General features: G+C 61.8%; 17 protein-coding genes. 7 read left to right on the forward strand and 10 right to left on the reverse strand.

What is annotated here, in order from left to right; translation table 11 throughout:
* Nucleotides 1–120: 120 nt before the first annotated feature.
* Nucleotides 121–744 carry a transcriptional repressor LexA gene (gene lexA, locus GWQ31_RS20345; RefSeq protein ID WP_005321237.1) on the reverse strand — a complete coding sequence of 208 codons (624 nt, stop codon included), beginning with the start codon at nucleotides 742–744 and terminating at the stop codon, nucleotides 121–123.
* 204 nt (nucleotides 745–948) lie between these two features.
* On the opposite strand from lexA, the gene plsB reads away from it, so the two are divergent.
* The gene (plsB, locus tag GWQ31_RS20350) at nucleotides 949–3,372 is read left to right on the forward strand and encodes a glycerol-3-phosphate 1-O-acyltransferase PlsB (RefSeq protein ID WP_021140709.1); all 2,424 of its coding nucleotides are present in this window, start codon (nucleotides 949–951) and stop codon (nucleotides 3,370–3,372) included.
* Nucleotides 3,373–3,430: 58 nt separating this feature from the next.
* On the opposite strand, the gene ubiA is transcribed toward plsB, so the two are convergent.
* Nucleotides 3,431–4,300 carry a 4-hydroxybenzoate octaprenyltransferase gene (gene ubiA / locus GWQ31_RS20355; protein WP_265422783.1) on the reverse strand — a complete coding sequence of 290 codons (870 nt, stop codon included), beginning with the start codon at nucleotides 4,298–4,300 and terminating at the stop codon, nucleotides 3,431–3,433.
* A complete protein-coding gene (locus GWQ31_RS20360) occupies nucleotides 4,297–4,833 on the reverse strand; it encodes a chorismate lyase (RefSeq protein ID WP_275910146.1) in 537 nt (178 codons plus the stop codon). Before GWQ31_RS20360 ends, ubiA begins: the two co-directional genes overlap by 4 nt.
* Before the next feature lie 145 nt (nucleotides 4,834–4,978).
* On the opposite strand from GWQ31_RS20360, the gene GWQ31_RS20365 reads away from it, so the two are divergent.
* Nucleotides 4,979–5,413, forward strand: a complete 435-nt coding sequence (locus GWQ31_RS20365) for a flagellar basal body-associated protein FliL (protein ID WP_275908247.1) — start codon at nucleotides 4,979–4,981, stop codon at nucleotides 5,411–5,413.
* 105 nt (nucleotides 5,414–5,518) lie between these two features.
* A complete protein-coding gene (locus GWQ31_RS20370; RefSeq protein WP_021140706.1) occupies nucleotides 5,519–5,683 on the forward strand; it encodes a hypothetical protein in 165 nt (54 codons plus the stop codon).
* A 27-nt stretch (nucleotides 5,684–5,710) separates the two neighbouring features.
* Here the strand turns inward: GWQ31_RS20370 and GWQ31_RS20375 are convergent, their stop codons facing one another.
* From GWQ31_RS20375 to GWQ31_RS20390, 4 genes are all read right to left on the reverse strand, one after another.
* On the reverse strand, nucleotides 5,711–6,043 hold the full coding sequence (locus GWQ31_RS20375; RefSeq protein ID WP_181455368.1) for a DUF2799 domain-containing protein: 333 nt from the start codon (nucleotides 6,041–6,043) through the stop codon (nucleotides 5,711–5,713).
* Nucleotides 6,044–6,180: 137 nt separating this feature from the next.
* Entirely contained in the window at nucleotides 6,181–6,303 is a 123-nt protein-coding gene (locus tag GWQ31_RS20380) for a hypothetical protein (RefSeq protein WP_111589670.1), read from the reverse strand.
* 74 nt (nucleotides 6,304–6,377) lie between these two features.
* On the reverse strand, nucleotides 6,378–7,358 hold the full coding sequence (locus tag GWQ31_RS20385) for an MDR family oxidoreductase (protein ID WP_275910147.1): 981 nt from the start codon (nucleotides 7,356–7,358) through the stop codon (nucleotides 6,378–6,380).
* A 32-nt stretch (nucleotides 7,359–7,390) separates the two neighbouring features.
* Complete coding sequence (locus tag GWQ31_RS20390) at nucleotides 7,391–8,413, reverse strand: LacI family DNA-binding transcriptional regulator (RefSeq protein WP_275910148.1); 1,023 nt, start codon at nucleotides 8,411–8,413, stop codon at nucleotides 7,391–7,393.
* Between the two features lie 252 nt (nucleotides 8,414–8,665).
* On the opposite strand from GWQ31_RS20390, the gene GWQ31_RS20395 reads away from it, so the two are divergent.
* From GWQ31_RS20395 to GWQ31_RS20405, 3 genes are read left to right on the forward strand one after another with little or no spacing between them, the layout of a single operon-like run.
* Nucleotides 8,666–9,109: a PTS sugar transporter subunit IIA gene (locus tag GWQ31_RS20395; RefSeq protein WP_005321254.1), complete on the forward strand. Its 444-nt coding sequence runs from the start codon at nucleotides 8,666–8,668 to the stop codon at nucleotides 9,107–9,109.
* Between the two features lie 32 nt (nucleotides 9,110–9,141).
* Nucleotides 9,142–9,429 (forward strand): PTS sugar transporter subunit IIB, encoded by a 288-nt coding sequence (locus GWQ31_RS20400; protein ID WP_005321257.1) that lies wholly within the window; start codon nucleotides 9,142–9,144, stop codon nucleotides 9,427–9,429.
* A 53-nt stretch (nucleotides 9,430–9,482) separates the two neighbouring features.
* Complete coding sequence (locus GWQ31_RS20405) at nucleotides 9,483–10,739, forward strand: PTS ascorbate transporter subunit IIC (RefSeq protein ID WP_005321259.1); 1,257 nt, start codon at nucleotides 9,483–9,485, stop codon at nucleotides 10,737–10,739.
* Nucleotides 10,740–10,804: 65 nt separating this feature from the next.
* Here the strand turns inward: GWQ31_RS20405 and waaA are convergent, their stop codons facing one another.
* Nucleotides 10,805–12,070, reverse strand: a complete 1,266-nt coding sequence (gene waaA, locus GWQ31_RS20410; protein WP_275910149.1) for a lipid IV(A) 3-deoxy-D-manno-octulosonic acid transferase — start codon at nucleotides 12,068–12,070, stop codon at nucleotides 10,805–10,807.
* Between the two features lies 1 nt (nucleotide 12,071).
* Nucleotides 12,072–13,187, reverse strand: coding sequence for a lipopolysaccharide heptosyltransferase II (gene waaF / locus GWQ31_RS20415; RefSeq protein ID WP_275910150.1), 1,116 nt, complete (start codon nucleotides 13,185–13,187; stop codon nucleotides 12,072–12,074).
* A gap of 241 nt (nucleotides 13,188–13,428) precedes the next feature.
* Between waaF and GWQ31_RS20420 the strand changes: the two genes are divergently transcribed.
* Entirely contained in the window at nucleotides 13,429–14,217 is a 789-nt protein-coding gene (locus GWQ31_RS20420; protein ID WP_125609350.1) for a glycosyltransferase family 2 protein, read from the forward strand.
* Between the two features lie 66 nt (nucleotides 14,218–14,283).
* Here GWQ31_RS20420 and GWQ31_RS20425 read toward each other — a convergent pair whose 3' ends face one another.
* Nucleotides 14,284–15,327, reverse strand: a complete 1,044-nt coding sequence (locus GWQ31_RS20425) for a glycosyltransferase family 9 protein (protein WP_219598137.1) — start codon at nucleotides 15,325–15,327, stop codon at nucleotides 14,284–14,286.
* Nucleotides 15,328–15,497 lie beyond the last annotated feature (170 nt).

The following is a 15,497-nucleotide window of genomic DNA, read 5'->3' on the forward strand; positions in this document are numbered from 1 at the left end:
TCTGAAATGAGGCGGATGCGGACGGGCGCGACAGACAAAAATCACGGGTATCAGGATCTGATTGAAATCATGGGGAAAGAGGTACAGAAGCGAGACGGCCTCCCGAGGGAGGCCGTGCTGTTACATCCAGTCGGCGTTGCGGATCACGCCGACGGCCAGCCCCTCTATGGTGAGCTGCTGGCAGGAGAGATCAACCGCGATGGGTTCAAGCTCTTCATTTTCAGGCAGCAGCCACACCTGGCTGCCCTTGCGCTGGAAGCGCTTGACGGTGACGTCTTCGTCGAGACGTGCCACCACCACCTGGCCGTTGCGCACTTCCTGGGTTTTGTGGACGGCCAGCAGGTCGCCATCCAGGATGCCGATGTTCTTCATGCTCATGCCTTGCACCCGCAGCAGGAAGTCTGCCCGCGGATGGAACAGGGCGGGATCCACCTGATAGTGGCTCTCGATATGCTCCTGAGCCAGTATGGGTTCACCGGCCGCGACCTTGCCGATCAGAGGCAGGCCGGTCTCTTCCAGCACAGCCTCTTCTTCAATCAGCAGGCGGATGCCACGAGAGGTCCCCGGCATGATCTCGATGACCCCTTTTTTGGCCAGGGCCTTCAGATGTTCTTCGGCCGCATTGGCCGACTTGAAACCAAGCTTCTGGGCAATCTCGGCACGAGTCGGCGGCATGCCGGTCTCGCTCATATTCACCTTGATCAGTTCCAGCACTTCGGCCTGGCGTGGAGTAAGGGGTTTCATAACATTGGCACCTGTTTTTTTATACAGCACACTGGCAGTATATACAGTGCAGTGGCCAAGGCAAGGCGCGGCTGACATTTGTCGCGGCCAACCCCTTATTTGCCATGGTTTTACGGCTGCGCAGCCGACTCATCGTACCTCTCGGCGACAAGGCGCCGGTGATTTGTTATGCTCACGCCGCATTTTTTTGGAGAGCAGACGCACATGTCCCTTGGACAGAAGATTTCCAGAGCCATCTTGCAATGGCCGGTCAGTGGCTTGGTCAATCACAAGAGCCTGCCGGAAAATCCCATCACAGAGCTCAAGCTGGATCCGGCCAGACCCATAGTCTATGCCCTGAAAACCAGCTCGATCACCGACCTGATGACACTGCAACAGTGCTGCGAGGATCTCGGCCTGCCCGGTCCCTTCACCCCGCTGGAACTGAACGGTCAGTTGCTGCCGCGCTATGTCTGTCTGGACCGCCCGCCTCCCCTGTTCGGCAAGCGCAGCAAACCGCTGCCTTTCTTGCAGGAGTTCCACCAGCTGCTGGATCTGCACAAGCAGGATCCGGCACTGGATATACAGGTGGTGCCCGTCACCCTGTTCTGGGGCCGCGCCCCCGGCCGGGAAGGGGAAGAGGCCTCCGGCTGGAACATCATCAGCAGCCTGGCACCGAACCGGCTCAAGAAGGCACTGATTGTGATCCTCAAGGGCCGCGAGAACCTGGTGCGCTTCTCTCCGCCGCTCTCCCTGCGTCAAATGGCGGACAAGCACGGCACCGACGAGGCTATTGCCCACAAACTGGCGCGGGTGGCCCGCACCCACTTCAGCCGCCAGCAGCTGGCGGCCACCGGCCCCAAGCTGCCGAACCGCAACCTGCTGTTCAGGCAGTTGCTGGATTCCAGCGTGATCCAGCAGGCCATAGAAGAGGAGGCCCAGCGCGAGGGCATCAGCCTGGAGAAAGCGCAAAAGCGCGCCCACGGTTACATGGACGAGATCGCCTCCGATTTCTCCTACCGGCTGATCCGCCTCAGTGAAAGCTTCCTCGGCTGGCTGTGGAACAAGCTCTATCGCGGCCTCTCGGTCAACGGCGCCGAGAAGGTACGCCAGCTGGCGCAAGAAGGGCACGAGATCGTCTATATGCCCTGCCATCGCAGCCACATGGACTACCTGCTGCTCTCCTACGTCATCTACCACCAGGGGATGGTGCCGCCCCACATAGCGGCGGGCATCAACCTCAACTTCTGGCCGGCGGGCCCCATCTTCCGCCACGGCGGCGCCTTCTTCATCCGCCGCACCTTCAAGGGCAACCCGCTCTACAGCACTGTATTTCGCGAATACCTCAACCTGCTGTTTGCCAAGGGCTATTCGGTGGAGTTCTTTACCGAGGGTGGGCGCTCCCGCACCGGTCGTCTGCTGCCACCCAAAACCGGCATGCTGGCGATGACACTGCAGGCCATGATGCGAGGGCTGGACAGACCCGTGACCCTGGTGCCCGTCTATCTGGGCTACGAGCACGTGATGGAGGTGAACACCTATCACAACGAGCTCAAGGGCAGCCGCAAGGAGAAAGAGAGCTTCCTGCAGGTGCTCGGCATACTGCGCAAGCTGCGCAACTATGGCCGCGGCTTCGTCAACTTCGGCGAACCCCTGACCCTCAACAGCTACCTCAATGAACATGTGCCCGAGTGGAAGGACCACATAGGTCAGGAGGAGCGCCCAGAGTGGATGGCACCCACAGTCACCCGGCTGGCCGAGCTGCTGATGACCCGCATCAACGCTGCCGCCGCCGTCAATGGCCTGACCCTGAGCGCGCTGGCACTGCTGGCCGCCGAACGCCACGCCCTGACTCGCGATGAACTGCAGGCACAGCTCAACACCTATCTGGACCTGCTCAAGCAGGTGCCCTACAGCCCCCAGAGCACAATCCCGGCTGAGGATGCCAAGACACTGCTGGATCAGGCGATGGAGCTCAACAAGTTCGAGGTGAGCGAGGACAAGCTGGGCCAGATCATCAGCCTGGACCGCTATCAGGCGATCCTGCTGACCTACTACCGCAACAACATACTGCACCTGTTTGCATTGCCATCCCTGGTGGCCGCGCTGATCGAACGTTGCGAGGGGATATCCCGCGGCGAGATCGTCGCCCGCTGCATCGACATCTATCCGCTGCTCAAGACGGAGCTGTTCCTCCACTACGAAGAGGATGAGCTGCCCGAGCTGGTCGATGCCCTGCTGGCCGAACTGCAACGCCAGCAACTGGTCGAGGCACGGGATGGCGGCTTCTGGGTCAATCCGGGCAACCAGATGCGCCTGCTGCTGCTGGCCGAGAGCATTCAGGAGACGCTGCAACGCTACGCCATAGTATTGACCCGGGTGTTGGCCCAGCCCTATGTCGAGGCGGAGCAGCTGGAGGCGGACGGCCTGATGATGGCGGAGCGCCTCGGCACCCTGCACGGCATCAATGCCCCCGAGTTCTTCGACCAGAAGCTGTTCAGCACCCTGATCCACACCCTGCGCAAGGAGGGCTACCTCTCTTCCGAGTGCAAACCGGATCTGGGCCGCTTCCAGGCGCTGGCCGATAACATAGTGCCGCTGCTGAGCAACAAGATCCGCCGCACCATACAGGCGGGCAACCGGCTCTGACAGAGACCGGAAACAAAGAAGGCCGCATGATGCGGCCTTCTTTTTATCCTGACATGCGTCACGGCAACAGGTAGTTGAGCACCAGGCCGATGAATACCAGCGCCCCCGCATAGTTGTTGTTGAGAAACGCCTGGAAGCAGGCCTCCCGCTGCCGCTCCCGGATCAGCCGCTGCTGGTAGACAAACAGGGCCGCAGCCCCCAACAGCCCCCAGTAATACCAAGCCCCCAGCCCCATCACCTGGCCTACCGCCAGCAGGATCAGCAGGGTGGCCAGCTGCAACACGCCGATGATCCGCTTGTCGTGGCGACCAAACAGAATCGCGCTCGATTTCAAGCCGAGCTTGAGGTCATCATCCCTGTCCACCATGGCGTACTGGGTATCGTAGGCGATGGTCCACAGCAGATTGGCGAGGAATACCAGCCAGGCCACCAGCGGCAAGGCGTTGGCCTGAGCCGCATAGGCCATGGGGATAGACCAGGAGAAGGCCATGCCGAGCACCAGTTGCGGGATCGGAATATAGCGCTTCATGAAGGGGTAGCAGACTGCCAGCAGCAAGGCCGCGAACGACAGTGCTATGGTGAGGGAATTCATGGTCAGCACCAGCGCGAACGAGATGAGCGCCAGCACGGCGAACAGCGCCAGCACCTCCCGCGGCTTGACCTTGCCCATGGGCAGTGGCCGACCGGCGGTGCGTTTCACATGGCCATCGAAGTTGCGATCCGCATAGTCGTTGATGACACAACCGGCCGAGCGCATCAGAAACACGCCCACCACAAACACCAGCAGGGTCCAGAGATCCGGCAGGCCGCCGGCCGCCAGCCAGAGCGCCCACAGGGTCGGCCACAGCAGCAGCAGGGTCCCGATAGGCTTGTCGATGCGGGCCAGCTGCACATAGGCCAGTCCCCGCTCCTTGGTTAACAGATTCACTCCAGCTCCTTGTTGCATGACAGAGAGGGCAAGAAGAGTTCATGGACCAACAGTGGCCATTGCCCCAGAAACAGACGGGAACGACGTCCCCAGACGGTGGCGGCCGGGCACCAGGGATTGCTCGCAATCTCGAAACAGGCCAGTTGCAGGTGATCGCGGCGGGTGGGCTCGTCACCGAAAATACGCTCGCCCAGGGGCTGCTCACCCAGCTCGCCCAGCCCGCTCTCTTGCAGGGCGGCTTCGGCAAACAGGGTCCAGCCCAGCACAGCCGGCCCCCGATCACCGTGCAGTATCACCTCGCGGCACAAGCCCATGGGTTGCTCGGCGGCCACCAGCTGCTGTTCATCGGCGCAGAGGGTGACACTGCGATTGCCCAGCAGCTGCACCGAGAAGTGGCGATTGTGGTGGCGCAGACGCCGGGTCATGGAATCGGCCTCCAGCAACCAGGGCCGCAATGCCTCGGGCAGCTCGCACTCTACGGGAACCCGCCACGGCGCTAGCTGGATAAGGGGAACAGTCAACTCGGACTTCACGGCTTCACCATCCGGAGATTTACGTTATCAGGTTAAAATCCGGTTTATTATCCGTAAATCATTCGAGAATTGTAAGAACATCCGTGCTTGACGGCCCCGATGGCAACATCAAAAATGGGGTACCTGCCGCTGATGAGCCATCTATATGAAGATCTTCAAAATTCTGCTGCTGTTGTTACTGAGCTGTGGCTCCCTGCATGTGCAGGCCTCGTCCGAAGAGGAACCGCCGGCAGAGGGCGCCGACGCTGCTGCCAAGCCCGGCTTTTCCTACCACGCCCTCGATCCCGACATCATCACCAACTACATCAGCGACGGCAAGACTCTCGGCTATATCCGGATCACGGTCGAGCTGATGGCCGAGAATGAGAGCGACCTCAAACTGCTGGAACAGCACGACCCCCTGATCCGCGACGCCATCATACGTCTGATGGGCAGCAAGACCGCCGAGCAGGTCAAATCGCTGGTAAACCGTGAGGAGCTGCGCAAGGAGTGCCAGACCCAGGTCAACGAGCTGCTGGTAAAAGAAACCGGTAAGAAGGCGGTGCGCGAGCTCATCTTCACCAAGTTCCTCTACCAGTAACAGATACAAGCCTTAAGCGAGGGCCACCCCAAGGTGGCCCTGTCGCTGTTTTCGAAATGAAAAGTGATTACACTAGGCCCCCACCGAGTTGTCGAGGTAGTCGTTATGGGCAACAAAACCCTGTGTGAATGGCGCCGCAGCGAGATCCCCGCCGATCTCAAGACACTGCGCAAAATCGTGCGCAAACCCAAGTTTGTCTGTGGCAAGTGTGCTCGTAGCGCCAATGACAAAAGCTATCTATGTCAGCCGCTGCGGTTGAAAGAGGAGTAAGACTGGACATCCCCACCACGTGACCGGCTATTGATCGGTCCAGCCCTGGCGCCCCTGCTCGAACAATCTGCGCGCCTGCCCGTCATTGGGGCAAACCCCACGGTATTCACTGCCGGAACGCCCGGCCAGATAGAGGTGTTCAGGCCGGCAATACCAGGCCAGTCCCTTTTGGCGTCCCTGTTTCCATAGCTCGACATCCACCTTCTTGCCGCACAGGTCCTGATGAAACGCGACCCGTTCCGTGGTGAAGCCCAGCTTGCCATCTGCCTCCCCCACCTCGCTCCATACCTTCTCGCACGGATCATCCTTGGAGGCACAGCCTCCCAGCAGGGCAGCAAACAGTATGATGGTGAGTCTCATAGTCATCCTTGAGTGTCGTTTGGGCTGTTCATTCTAGTCAGCCTGATGGCGGCAACCAAGGGATCATCCCCATTCCTGTGAGCCGCACAAAAAAATCAGGCGGGCCCCAAGGCCCGCCTGCTCTCTCAATGCGTGGATTACTGATCGTCGAGAGGGTCATCATCCTGCCAGCTCTCGTCTTCCCATTCATCCAGCTCTTCTTCCCAGGATTCCGGTTCCCATTCATCATCGAGATCGTAATCCGGCTTGTGTCCACCCATGCTCATTCTCCTTGGATAGTGCACCCGCCCTCAAAGTCTATCCAGAAAAATGGGGCTCGCCAGTCAAGGCTGGATCAAAGTTTGACCAGAGTGCGACCCGCGATCCGGCCTTGCGTGATGGCCTCGGCAGCCGCCACCACCTGCTCCAGTGCTATCTCGGTCACCGCCTGTTCGAAGAAGCTGGCGGGCAGATCCCGCGCCAGTCGCTGCCACGCCAACTGGCGGCGCGCCAGCGGGCACATCACAGAGTCGACACCTTGCAACCGCACGTTGCGCAGGATGAAAGGCATGACAGTGGCCTTCAGATCGAAACCGCCAGCCAGCCCGCAGGCGGCCACGGCACCACCATAGTTCATCTGGGCCAGCAGCTTGACCAGCACCTGACTGCCGACGGTATCGACCGCCCCGGCCCACAGCTGCCTCTCCAGCGGCTTGGCAGGCTCCAGCAGCTCGCCGCGCGGCACTATGCGGCTGGCACCAAGCGCCATCAGCATATCCCCCTGCTCGTCGGGGCGACCGGTCAGGGCCGCGACTTGATAACCCAGTGCGGCCAGCAGGGCTACTGCGGTGGAACCCACGCCACCCGCGGCGCCCGTCACCAGAATTTCGCCGCTGTCGGGGGTGACGCCTGCCTCCTCCAGCGCCAGTACGCAGAGCATGGCGGTGAGACCGGCGGTACCGATACACATGGCCTGGCGCTCATCCAGCCCGGCGGGCAGCGGCACCAGCCAGTCGGCCTTGACCCTTGCCTGCTCGGCCATGCCGCCCCAGTGTCCTTCCCCCACGCCCCAACCGGTCAGCACGACTTTGTCGCCGACCTGATAGCGGCTGTCGGCCGATTCCAGCACTGTACCGGCAAAATCGATGCCGGGCACCAGCGGCCACTGACGCACTATCTTGCCCTTGCCGGTGATGGCCAGCCCATCCTTGTAGTTGAGAGAGCTGTAGCTCACCGCCACCCGCACCTCGCCTGCCGGCAACTGGCTCTCGGCCAGCCGGGTCAGAGTCGCAGCAGTCTTGCCGTCTTGATTTTCCAGTAACAGAGCCTTGAACATGGTTGCCTCTTTGATGAAGTGTGAAACGGGGATCAACTGCTTTGACGCTTCTGCAGTTGAAAATCCAGGGTCAGGGCCGTGCCCATGACAGGTTCGCCAGCCAGCTGGCGCAAGATAAGCTCGGCCGCCTCCTGCCCCATTTTGCGATAGGGGATCCGGACCGAAGTGAGCGCCGGATAGCAGGCGCGCGCCACATCCAGATCGTCGAATCCGGCGATGGCGAGCTTGCCAGGCACGCTCAGGTGACGACGCTGGCACTCGAACAGCACCCCCGCCGCCAGCTCGTCATTGACGCACACCAGTGCATCCAGCTCGGGCCAGCGCAACAAAAACTCCCCCAGCATGGCGGCCCCGGTGCTGAAACTCGGCAGCTCAGAGGTGTTGATGATGGCATCGGGGGAGAGGTAGTTGTCCAGCAGTGCCTTCTGCCAGCCCTGCATGCGCTGTTGCAGCATCCACTGTTCCTGGCGGGCACAAAGAAAGCCGATGTTGCGATAGCCGCGCTCGATGAGATGCCGGGTCAGCTGATAACCGGCATCGAAGTTGGAGACCCCCACGTTCATGTCGACAGGGTTGCGCGCCATGGCTCCCACCTCCACGACCGGCAGGCGGGATGCTTTCAGGCGGGCACGGATGGTCTCGCCGGGATCGCCACCAAACAGCACAACAGCAGCCGGGTTATGTTGCAAAAAGCTGGTCAGAAGGCTCTCTTCCTGCTGCTTCAGGTGCTGGGCATCCCCCAGCATTATCTGGTAGCCCTCATCGAGCAGGGTCTGCTGCAGGCCGGCGATCACGTCGCCGCAACCGCGCTCGGTCAGGCTGGGCACTATCACCACTATGGTCTGGGACGTCGCGGAGGCGAGCGCACCCGCCGCCCGGTTGGGAATATAGCCGAGTTCACCCACGGCGGCGTCGATGCGCTCGCGCATCTTGTCTGACACCAGCTCGGGGGTGCGCAGGGCACGGGACACCGTCATGGCACCCACTCCGGCCAGCTGGGCCACATCGTTGAGGGTCACCCGACCCGTGCTACGGCGCTTCTTCGCTTCTGACATCCCTTCCCTTCCTCGACATACGGGTGCTCACTTTAAGGCAAAAGTGCGGCACTGACTATTTGCTCAAACCGGATTTTACCCCCTTTGAGCGAGTGACGGGGCAAGATGAATCCCACTCATGGCATAAATGATAGCGCTATCACAATTTCATGTTAGCGCTATCTGGTAGCGCTAACTTTCGGGATCAGGCTCACAGTTATCGCGGGGCAAGATCGCTAGATTGGCGCCATCTCATCCAGCCGGATCATTGCCATGCTGACTCAACTGCTGACCGAAGAGGTCATTTCCATCGAAACGGGAGCCCGCGACTGGCGTCATGCCATCGAGCTCGCCACCGCTCCCCTGCTGGCCAACGGCACCATAGAGCCCTCCTATGTGGCGGCGCTGTTTCGCTCCCACGAGGAGCTCGGCCCTTACTACGTGCTGGGCCCAGGTCTGGCCATGCCCCACGCCCGCCCGGAAGATGGCGTCAATCGTCTCGGCCTTGGGCTGACAGTGCTGAAAACCGGGGTCAATTTCGGCTCCGAGGGCAACGACCCGATCCGGCTGCTCGTCACCCTGGCCGCCAGCGACAGCAATTCCCACGTGGAGACCATCGCCCAGCTGGCCGAGCTGTTCATGAACGAAGAGGACGTGGCGGCCATCATGGCGGCCGACACCAAAGACGACATATTGCGCATTCTGGCGCGTTACTGAGCGGCGCCCTGCGCCCGACAAAGGAAGAGACGATGAAAATTCTGGTTGTATGCGGACACGGCCTGGGCACCAGCCTGATGATGGAGATGAGCATCAAGAGCATCCTCAAGGAGCTGGCAGTCACTGCCGAAGTGGATCACAGGGATCTCGCCTCCGCCGGCAGCGAAACCGCCGAGATGTTCGTGGCTACCCGCGACATCGCCGAGCAACTCATCAGCATGGGGGTCAACGGCCGACTGGTATCCCTGGACAACATGGTCGACAAGGCCGCCATGAAAGAGAAACTCTCCATTGCCCTGCGCGAACTGGGCGCTCTCTGACCACCTGACTTCGCGGCCTGCGGGCCGCCTTTTCCATCTGATTGGAGCTGACCATGGAATTTTTCAATTTTCTGATGTTTGACGTGCTGTCCGAGCCGGCCGTGCTGGTCGGCCTGATCGCGCTCATCGGCCTGATTGCCCAGAAGAAACCCGTGACCGAGTGCATCAAGGGCACGGTCAAGACCATAATGGGCTTCGTCATCCTGGGGGCCGGTGCCACCCTGGTGGTGAACTCGCTGGGCGATTTTGCCACCATCTTCCAGCACGCCTTCGGCATCAAGGGCGTGGTTCCCAACAATGAAGCCATCGTCTCCATCGCCCAGCAGTCATTCGGCAAGGAGATGGCGATGATCATGTTCTTCGCCATGCTGGTGAACATACTGATCGCCCGCCTCACCCCGTGGAAATTCATCTTCCTGACCGGTCACCACACCCTCTTCATGTCCATGATGGTGGCGGCGATCCTCTCCGCCGGCGGCATGAGCGGCATTCCGCTGATCGCGGTAGGCAGCCTGGTGGTCGGCGTGACCATGGTGCTGTTCCCGGCCCTCGCTCACCCCTACATGAAGCAGATCACCGGCTCCGACGAGGTGGCACTCGGCCACTTCTCCACCATCTCCTACGTGCTGGCCGGCTGGATCGGCGCCAAGTTCGGCAACAAGGCCCACAGCAGCGAAGAGGTGCAGGTGCCCAAGAGCCTGCTGTTCCTGCGCGATACCCCGGTGGCCATCTCCTTCACCATGGGCATCATCTTCCTCATCACCTCCGCCTTTGCCGGGCCCGAGTTCGTCACCAGCGTTGCCAAGGGCAAGCACTGGTTCATGTTCTCCCTGATGCAGTCCATCACCTTCGCCGCCGGGGTCTATGTGATCCTGCAGGGGGTGCGCATGGTCATCGCCGAAATCGTGCCGGCCTTCAAGGGGATCTCCGACAAGCTGGTGCCGAACGCCAAGCCGGCGCTGGACTGCCCCATCGTCTTCCCCTACGCCCCCAATGCGGTGCTGATCGGCTTCCTGTCGAGCTTTGCCGCCGGTCTGGTGGGCATGGTGCTGCTCTACCTGCTGGGGCTCACCGTCATCATACCGGGCGTGGTACCGCACTTCTTCGTCGGCGCGGCGGCCGGGGTATTCGGCAACGCCACCGGTGGTCGCCGCGGGGCCCTGCTTGGTGCCTTCGCCAACGGCCTGCTGATCACCTTCCTGCCGGTATTTCTGCTGCCTGTGCTGGGGGATCTCGGCTTTGCCAACACCACCTTCAGCGATGCCGACTTCGGCGTGGTGGGCATACTGCTCGGCCTGATAATGCGTTGACCGACGCCTGCACGAAAAACAAAAACGGAGCGCCTGGCGCTCCGTTTTTTATGGCCACTCTGGGCTCAGTCACTTTCCAGACTGGCAAGACAGTGAGAGAGGGCTCGCGCCAGCGCGCCCTGATTGCGCAACACAACGGCGCGGGCCTGTTCGCCCATCTGCCGGCGCTCGCCCTCGTCGGCCAGCAGCTCGCTCACTTTCTCCCCCAGCGCGGCGGCATCGGCCACCAGAGCCGCGCCACCCTGAGCCACCAGCTGGCGGGTGATGTCGCTGAAGTTGAAGTAGGCAGGGCCGGTCAGGCAGGGCTTGCCCAGCGCCGCCGGTTCCAGCAGGTTGTGACCGCCGACCGTCACCAGACTGCCGCCGACGAAGGCCACATCGGCCGCCGCCAGCATCAGCGGCAACTCGCCCATGGTATCGCCGAGATAGACCTTGTCCGTCTCGCGGATCGGGGCGCCGCCGGTGCGCCGCACACAGCCGTAAGGGGCGCACAGCTCGGCCACCCGATCGAAGCGCTCCGGATGGCGCGGCACCAGGATCAGCAAGGCCTGGGGGTGGCGTTGCAGCACCAGGTCAAACGCCGCCAATACCTGCTCATCCTCACCCTGATGGGTACTGGCGGCGATCCAGACCGGCCTGCTCTGCCCCAGCTGCTGACGCAGGGCGTGCCCCCTGGCCTGCACTTCGTCACCCAGCTGGATATCGAACTTGATGGAACCGGTCACCGCCAGCCGCTCACGACCGATGCCGAGCCGTGCAAAGCGCTCGGCATCGTCCTGATGCTGGCAAAGCAGATGGGTCAGCGGCCGACTGAGGGTATCGAACGCCCCCTGAAAACGGGCATAGCGCTGGCAGGAGCGTTCGGAGAGACGGGCATTGATGATGGTCACCGGCAGATGGCGCGCCTCGCAGGCCGCCAGCCAGTTCGGCCACAGCTCTGTCTCCATCACCCAGAGGGCGCGAGGCTTGATGCACTTGAGAAAAGCGGCAACCGCCCAGGGGTAATCGAGGGGGGCGTAGCGATGCATCACCAGGTTGCCGAGCTTTGCTGCCTGCTCGGCGCCGGTGCGGGTGGTGGTGGTGAGCAGGATCGGCAAATCCGGCCGATCGGCCTTGAGTGCACGGATGAAGGGACTGATGGCCAGGGTTTCACCCACGCTGACCGCATGGATCCAGAGCGGCGCCTCCTGCCCGCTGGCCGGCGTCCGTCCCAGATGCTCGGCCCAGCGCGCACCAAAGCCAGGCTTGCCCTTCTTCGGCTTGTAGAGTGCCAGCAACGCCAGCGGCAAGCCCAGATGGATCAGCAGGTTGTAGAGCAGCCGATAGCCCATGTTATGTCGGCTCCGATCGCTTGCTCGCATCGGAGACAAACCGTGGCGGCTCACCCACTTGCAGCACGATCGGTTGATCTGGCGACTCGGCGCACTCCAGCCGTCGGCCTGCCTCTATCACCTGTTCCGGCATCAGCTCGATCAGGCACTTGAGGTGGCCGAACTTGCAAGTGCGCTTGAAACAGGGGCGGCACTCTATGTCGGTGTGCACTATCTCGACCCTGTCCGCCAGCGGCGGCGTGTAGAGCGGCGAGGTAGAGCCATAGACGCCGATCAACGGCCGGTTGAGGGCGGCGGCTATGTGCATCAGGCCGGAGTCATTGGAGATGACCCGCCCGGCCAGCGCCATCAGATCGATCGCCTCATACAGGTTGGTCTTGCCCGCCAGCACGTGGCAGTTGGGGCGCGACAGGGGATTGATCCGCTCGCGAATGGTGTTGGCCACAGGCACATCCTTGCCGGAGCCGAAGATCCACACCTGCCAGCCCTCATCCAGATACTTCTGCGCCACCACGGCGTAGTGCCCTTCAGGCCAGCGCTTGGACGGGCCGAACTCGGCTCCCGGACAGAGCACCAGCACGGGACGAACGCGATCCAGACCGAGTCGCTCCAGCGCCTTCCCCTGATTGATGAGATCCACATTGAGCGAGGGGTGGGGAATGGCGGGAATATCGACCCGGCTCTTCATCTGCGCCTTGGGATAGGCCAGCGCCAGATAGGCTTCCACCATCAGCGGGAAGGCGGACTTGTTGCTGCGCATGTCATTGAGCAGGCCGAAGCGGTGCTCCCCCTTCCAGCCGGTGCGCACCGGGATCCTGGCGAACCAGGGGATCAGCGCCGACTTCATGGAGTTGGGCTGGATGATGGCCTGATCGTACTTCTCGGCCGCCAGTTGCTTGCCGAGCCGACGGCGGGCCCCCAGCTTGAAGTCACCGTGGCCGAGCGGCATGGGGATAGCCTTGTCCACTTCGGGCATCCGCTCCAGCAGGGCACCGCACCAAGCTGGCGCCATCACATGCAACTCGCTGTCAGGGTGATTGGTCTTGATCGCCTTGTAGAGGCTCTGGGACATCACCATGTCGCCGACCCAGGAGGGGCCGATCACCAATATTTTCATCTCACGCTTCTCTTGGGGCCAAGCCCTGCGGTTAATCATTGCTGGGCGAGATTATGCCCCAAGAATGGCCCGAGAAATAACAGAAGATCCCTGTATCACCCGCGCTCATGCCAAAAAAGAACCCTTTTGAAACTGACTTGCTACGGGCGCCGGAACCATGCTCCGCCAGCCGTTTTAGGCTAGAATGGGCGCCAATTCGAGCATGCCCCGCCAGCCGGGCGCCAACAAGAGCCTTCAACCCGTGAAAAAACCGACTCTGGCGGCCGTCCTGATCGTCAAGAACGAAGCCGACAACCTGAAAGCCTGCCTCGCCTCACTCGACGGTCTGGTGGACGAGATCGTCATTCTGGACTCCGGTAGCCAGGACGAGACCCCCGCCATCGCCGCCGAATTCGGCGCCCGTTTCTTCGTCAATACGGTGTGGCCCGGTTTCGGCCGCCAACGCCGCCTCGCCCAGTCCCATGTCCAGTCAGAGTGGGTACTGTGGCTGGATGCGGACGAGCGGCTCACCCCTGAGCTGAAAGAGGCCATCGCGACCGTCATGGCCAATCCGGCCAGCGACACCATCTACTCTATCCCGCGCCTCTCCTGGGTATTTGGCCGCTTCATCCGCCACAGCGGCTGGTATCCGGATCGGGTGCTGCGCCTCTATCCCAAGGCGCTCACCCGTTACAACGAGGTGCTGGTACACGAGAAGGTGGAGGTGCGCGCCAACATGAAGATCGTCAATATCCATGGCGACCTGCTCCACTTCACCTACCGGGATCTGGAGCACTATCTGGTGAAGTCCGCCGGCTATGCCAAGGCCTGGGCCGATCAGCGCACCGCCCGTGGCAAGAAGGGCTCCCTCGGCCAGGGACTGGTACATGCCGTGGGCTGTTTCCTCAAGATGTATCTGCTCAAGGCCGGCTTCCTCGATGGCAAGCAGGGACTCTTGCTCGCGATCCTCTCGGCCCACTCCACTTTCGCGAAGTACGCAGATCTCTGGATCCGCCAGCAGCCGCAAGCACCGGACCAGACCGGCAACTAAACTAATTGCGCAGCCGCTCAAGCCAGCATGACGAAACAGGGCCCGAAAGGGCCCTGTTTGCATCTGTCAGCTCTCTGTTCGCCAGAAGGGCGGTGCCCAGCGAGCTATCGCCGCCGCCATTGCCTTGGGATCGAGCTGGCTCATGTCTTCCGGATGATCGCTGTCTTCCGGCGGGCTGAACGCCAGGTGACGCCCCTCGCTGTTGAGCGGACGCCAGCGCAGCGGGGTGGCCGAGCGGTGCGCCGGGAAGAAACCTATGGTGGGCACGTCCAGCGCCGCCGCTATGTGCAGCGGCCCGGTACTGCCCGCCACAAACAGGGCCGCGTTGGCCATCACCTGACAGAACTTGGGCAGCCCCTCGTCGGAGCGATAGATCCAGCCATTGCCGCCGTGGGCCAGCAATTCTGCCGCCAGCTGCTCGGCGATCTTCTCCTCCCCCGGCCCCGCCGTCAGGATGCACTGCAATTCCGGGCATGCCTGATTGAGCTTGATGATGAGGCGCGAGTACTGCTCGATGGAGAGGTTGTTGGCCGAACCACCGCTGCCGGCGTGTACCATCAGCCAGGGGCGACTGGCATCCAGCTTCAGTCTGGTTGCAACCTGTTCGCGCACCAGCTGCAGGCTCTGGGGGTCAAAGCTGAGGTAGGGGCCCTGTGGCTCGACCACGCTTACCTGCTGGTCGGCGAGAAAGCGACGCACCAGATCCAGGTTGTACTCGTACTCCGGCTTCTGGGAGCGGGAGCGGCGCTGCACCAGCCGCTGGTTGTAGAGCACCTGGGCCAGCTTGGTGGCCGGGGCCAGCCGGTAGGGGATGTGCGCCTTCCACACCAGCTTGGCGTTACGGGTGTTGGAGAACAGACAAATTGAGGCATCGAAGGCTGCAGCCTTGATGCGGGCCAGCAAGGCGCGTTGCTGTTCCTTGTCGGCTCCTGACCCCGGATCCAGGATAATTTCGTCGATCCAGGGACAGAGACGGGCCAACGGCGCCGTGTAGGCAGGAACCAGGGCAGTCACATGACAATCCATGGAGCGCTTGAGCATGGCAAAACTCGGCCATGCCAGCATGAAGTCACCAATCTTGTCGTTGCGTACTACCAGAATACGTTTCATAAAAAATCCCTTTGCTCCCTGTCACCAATGCAAGGAGGCTTGATGCGCGGTGCGGGTATTCTTGCCTGATGCACAGCTATTCTCAAGCGAAGACACCAGACGATACTGATTTGGACGACCAAACCAGGCCTCTCGCGCCAGGTCCCGCACAAAACGGACATCGTCCCGGT

Origin of the sequence: Aeromonas sp. 2MA4, from assembly GCF_029237305.1 — a bacterium.
GTDB classification, from domain to species: domain Bacteria; phylum Pseudomonadota; class Gammaproteobacteria; order Enterobacterales; family Aeromonadaceae; genus Aeromonas; species Aeromonas salmonicida.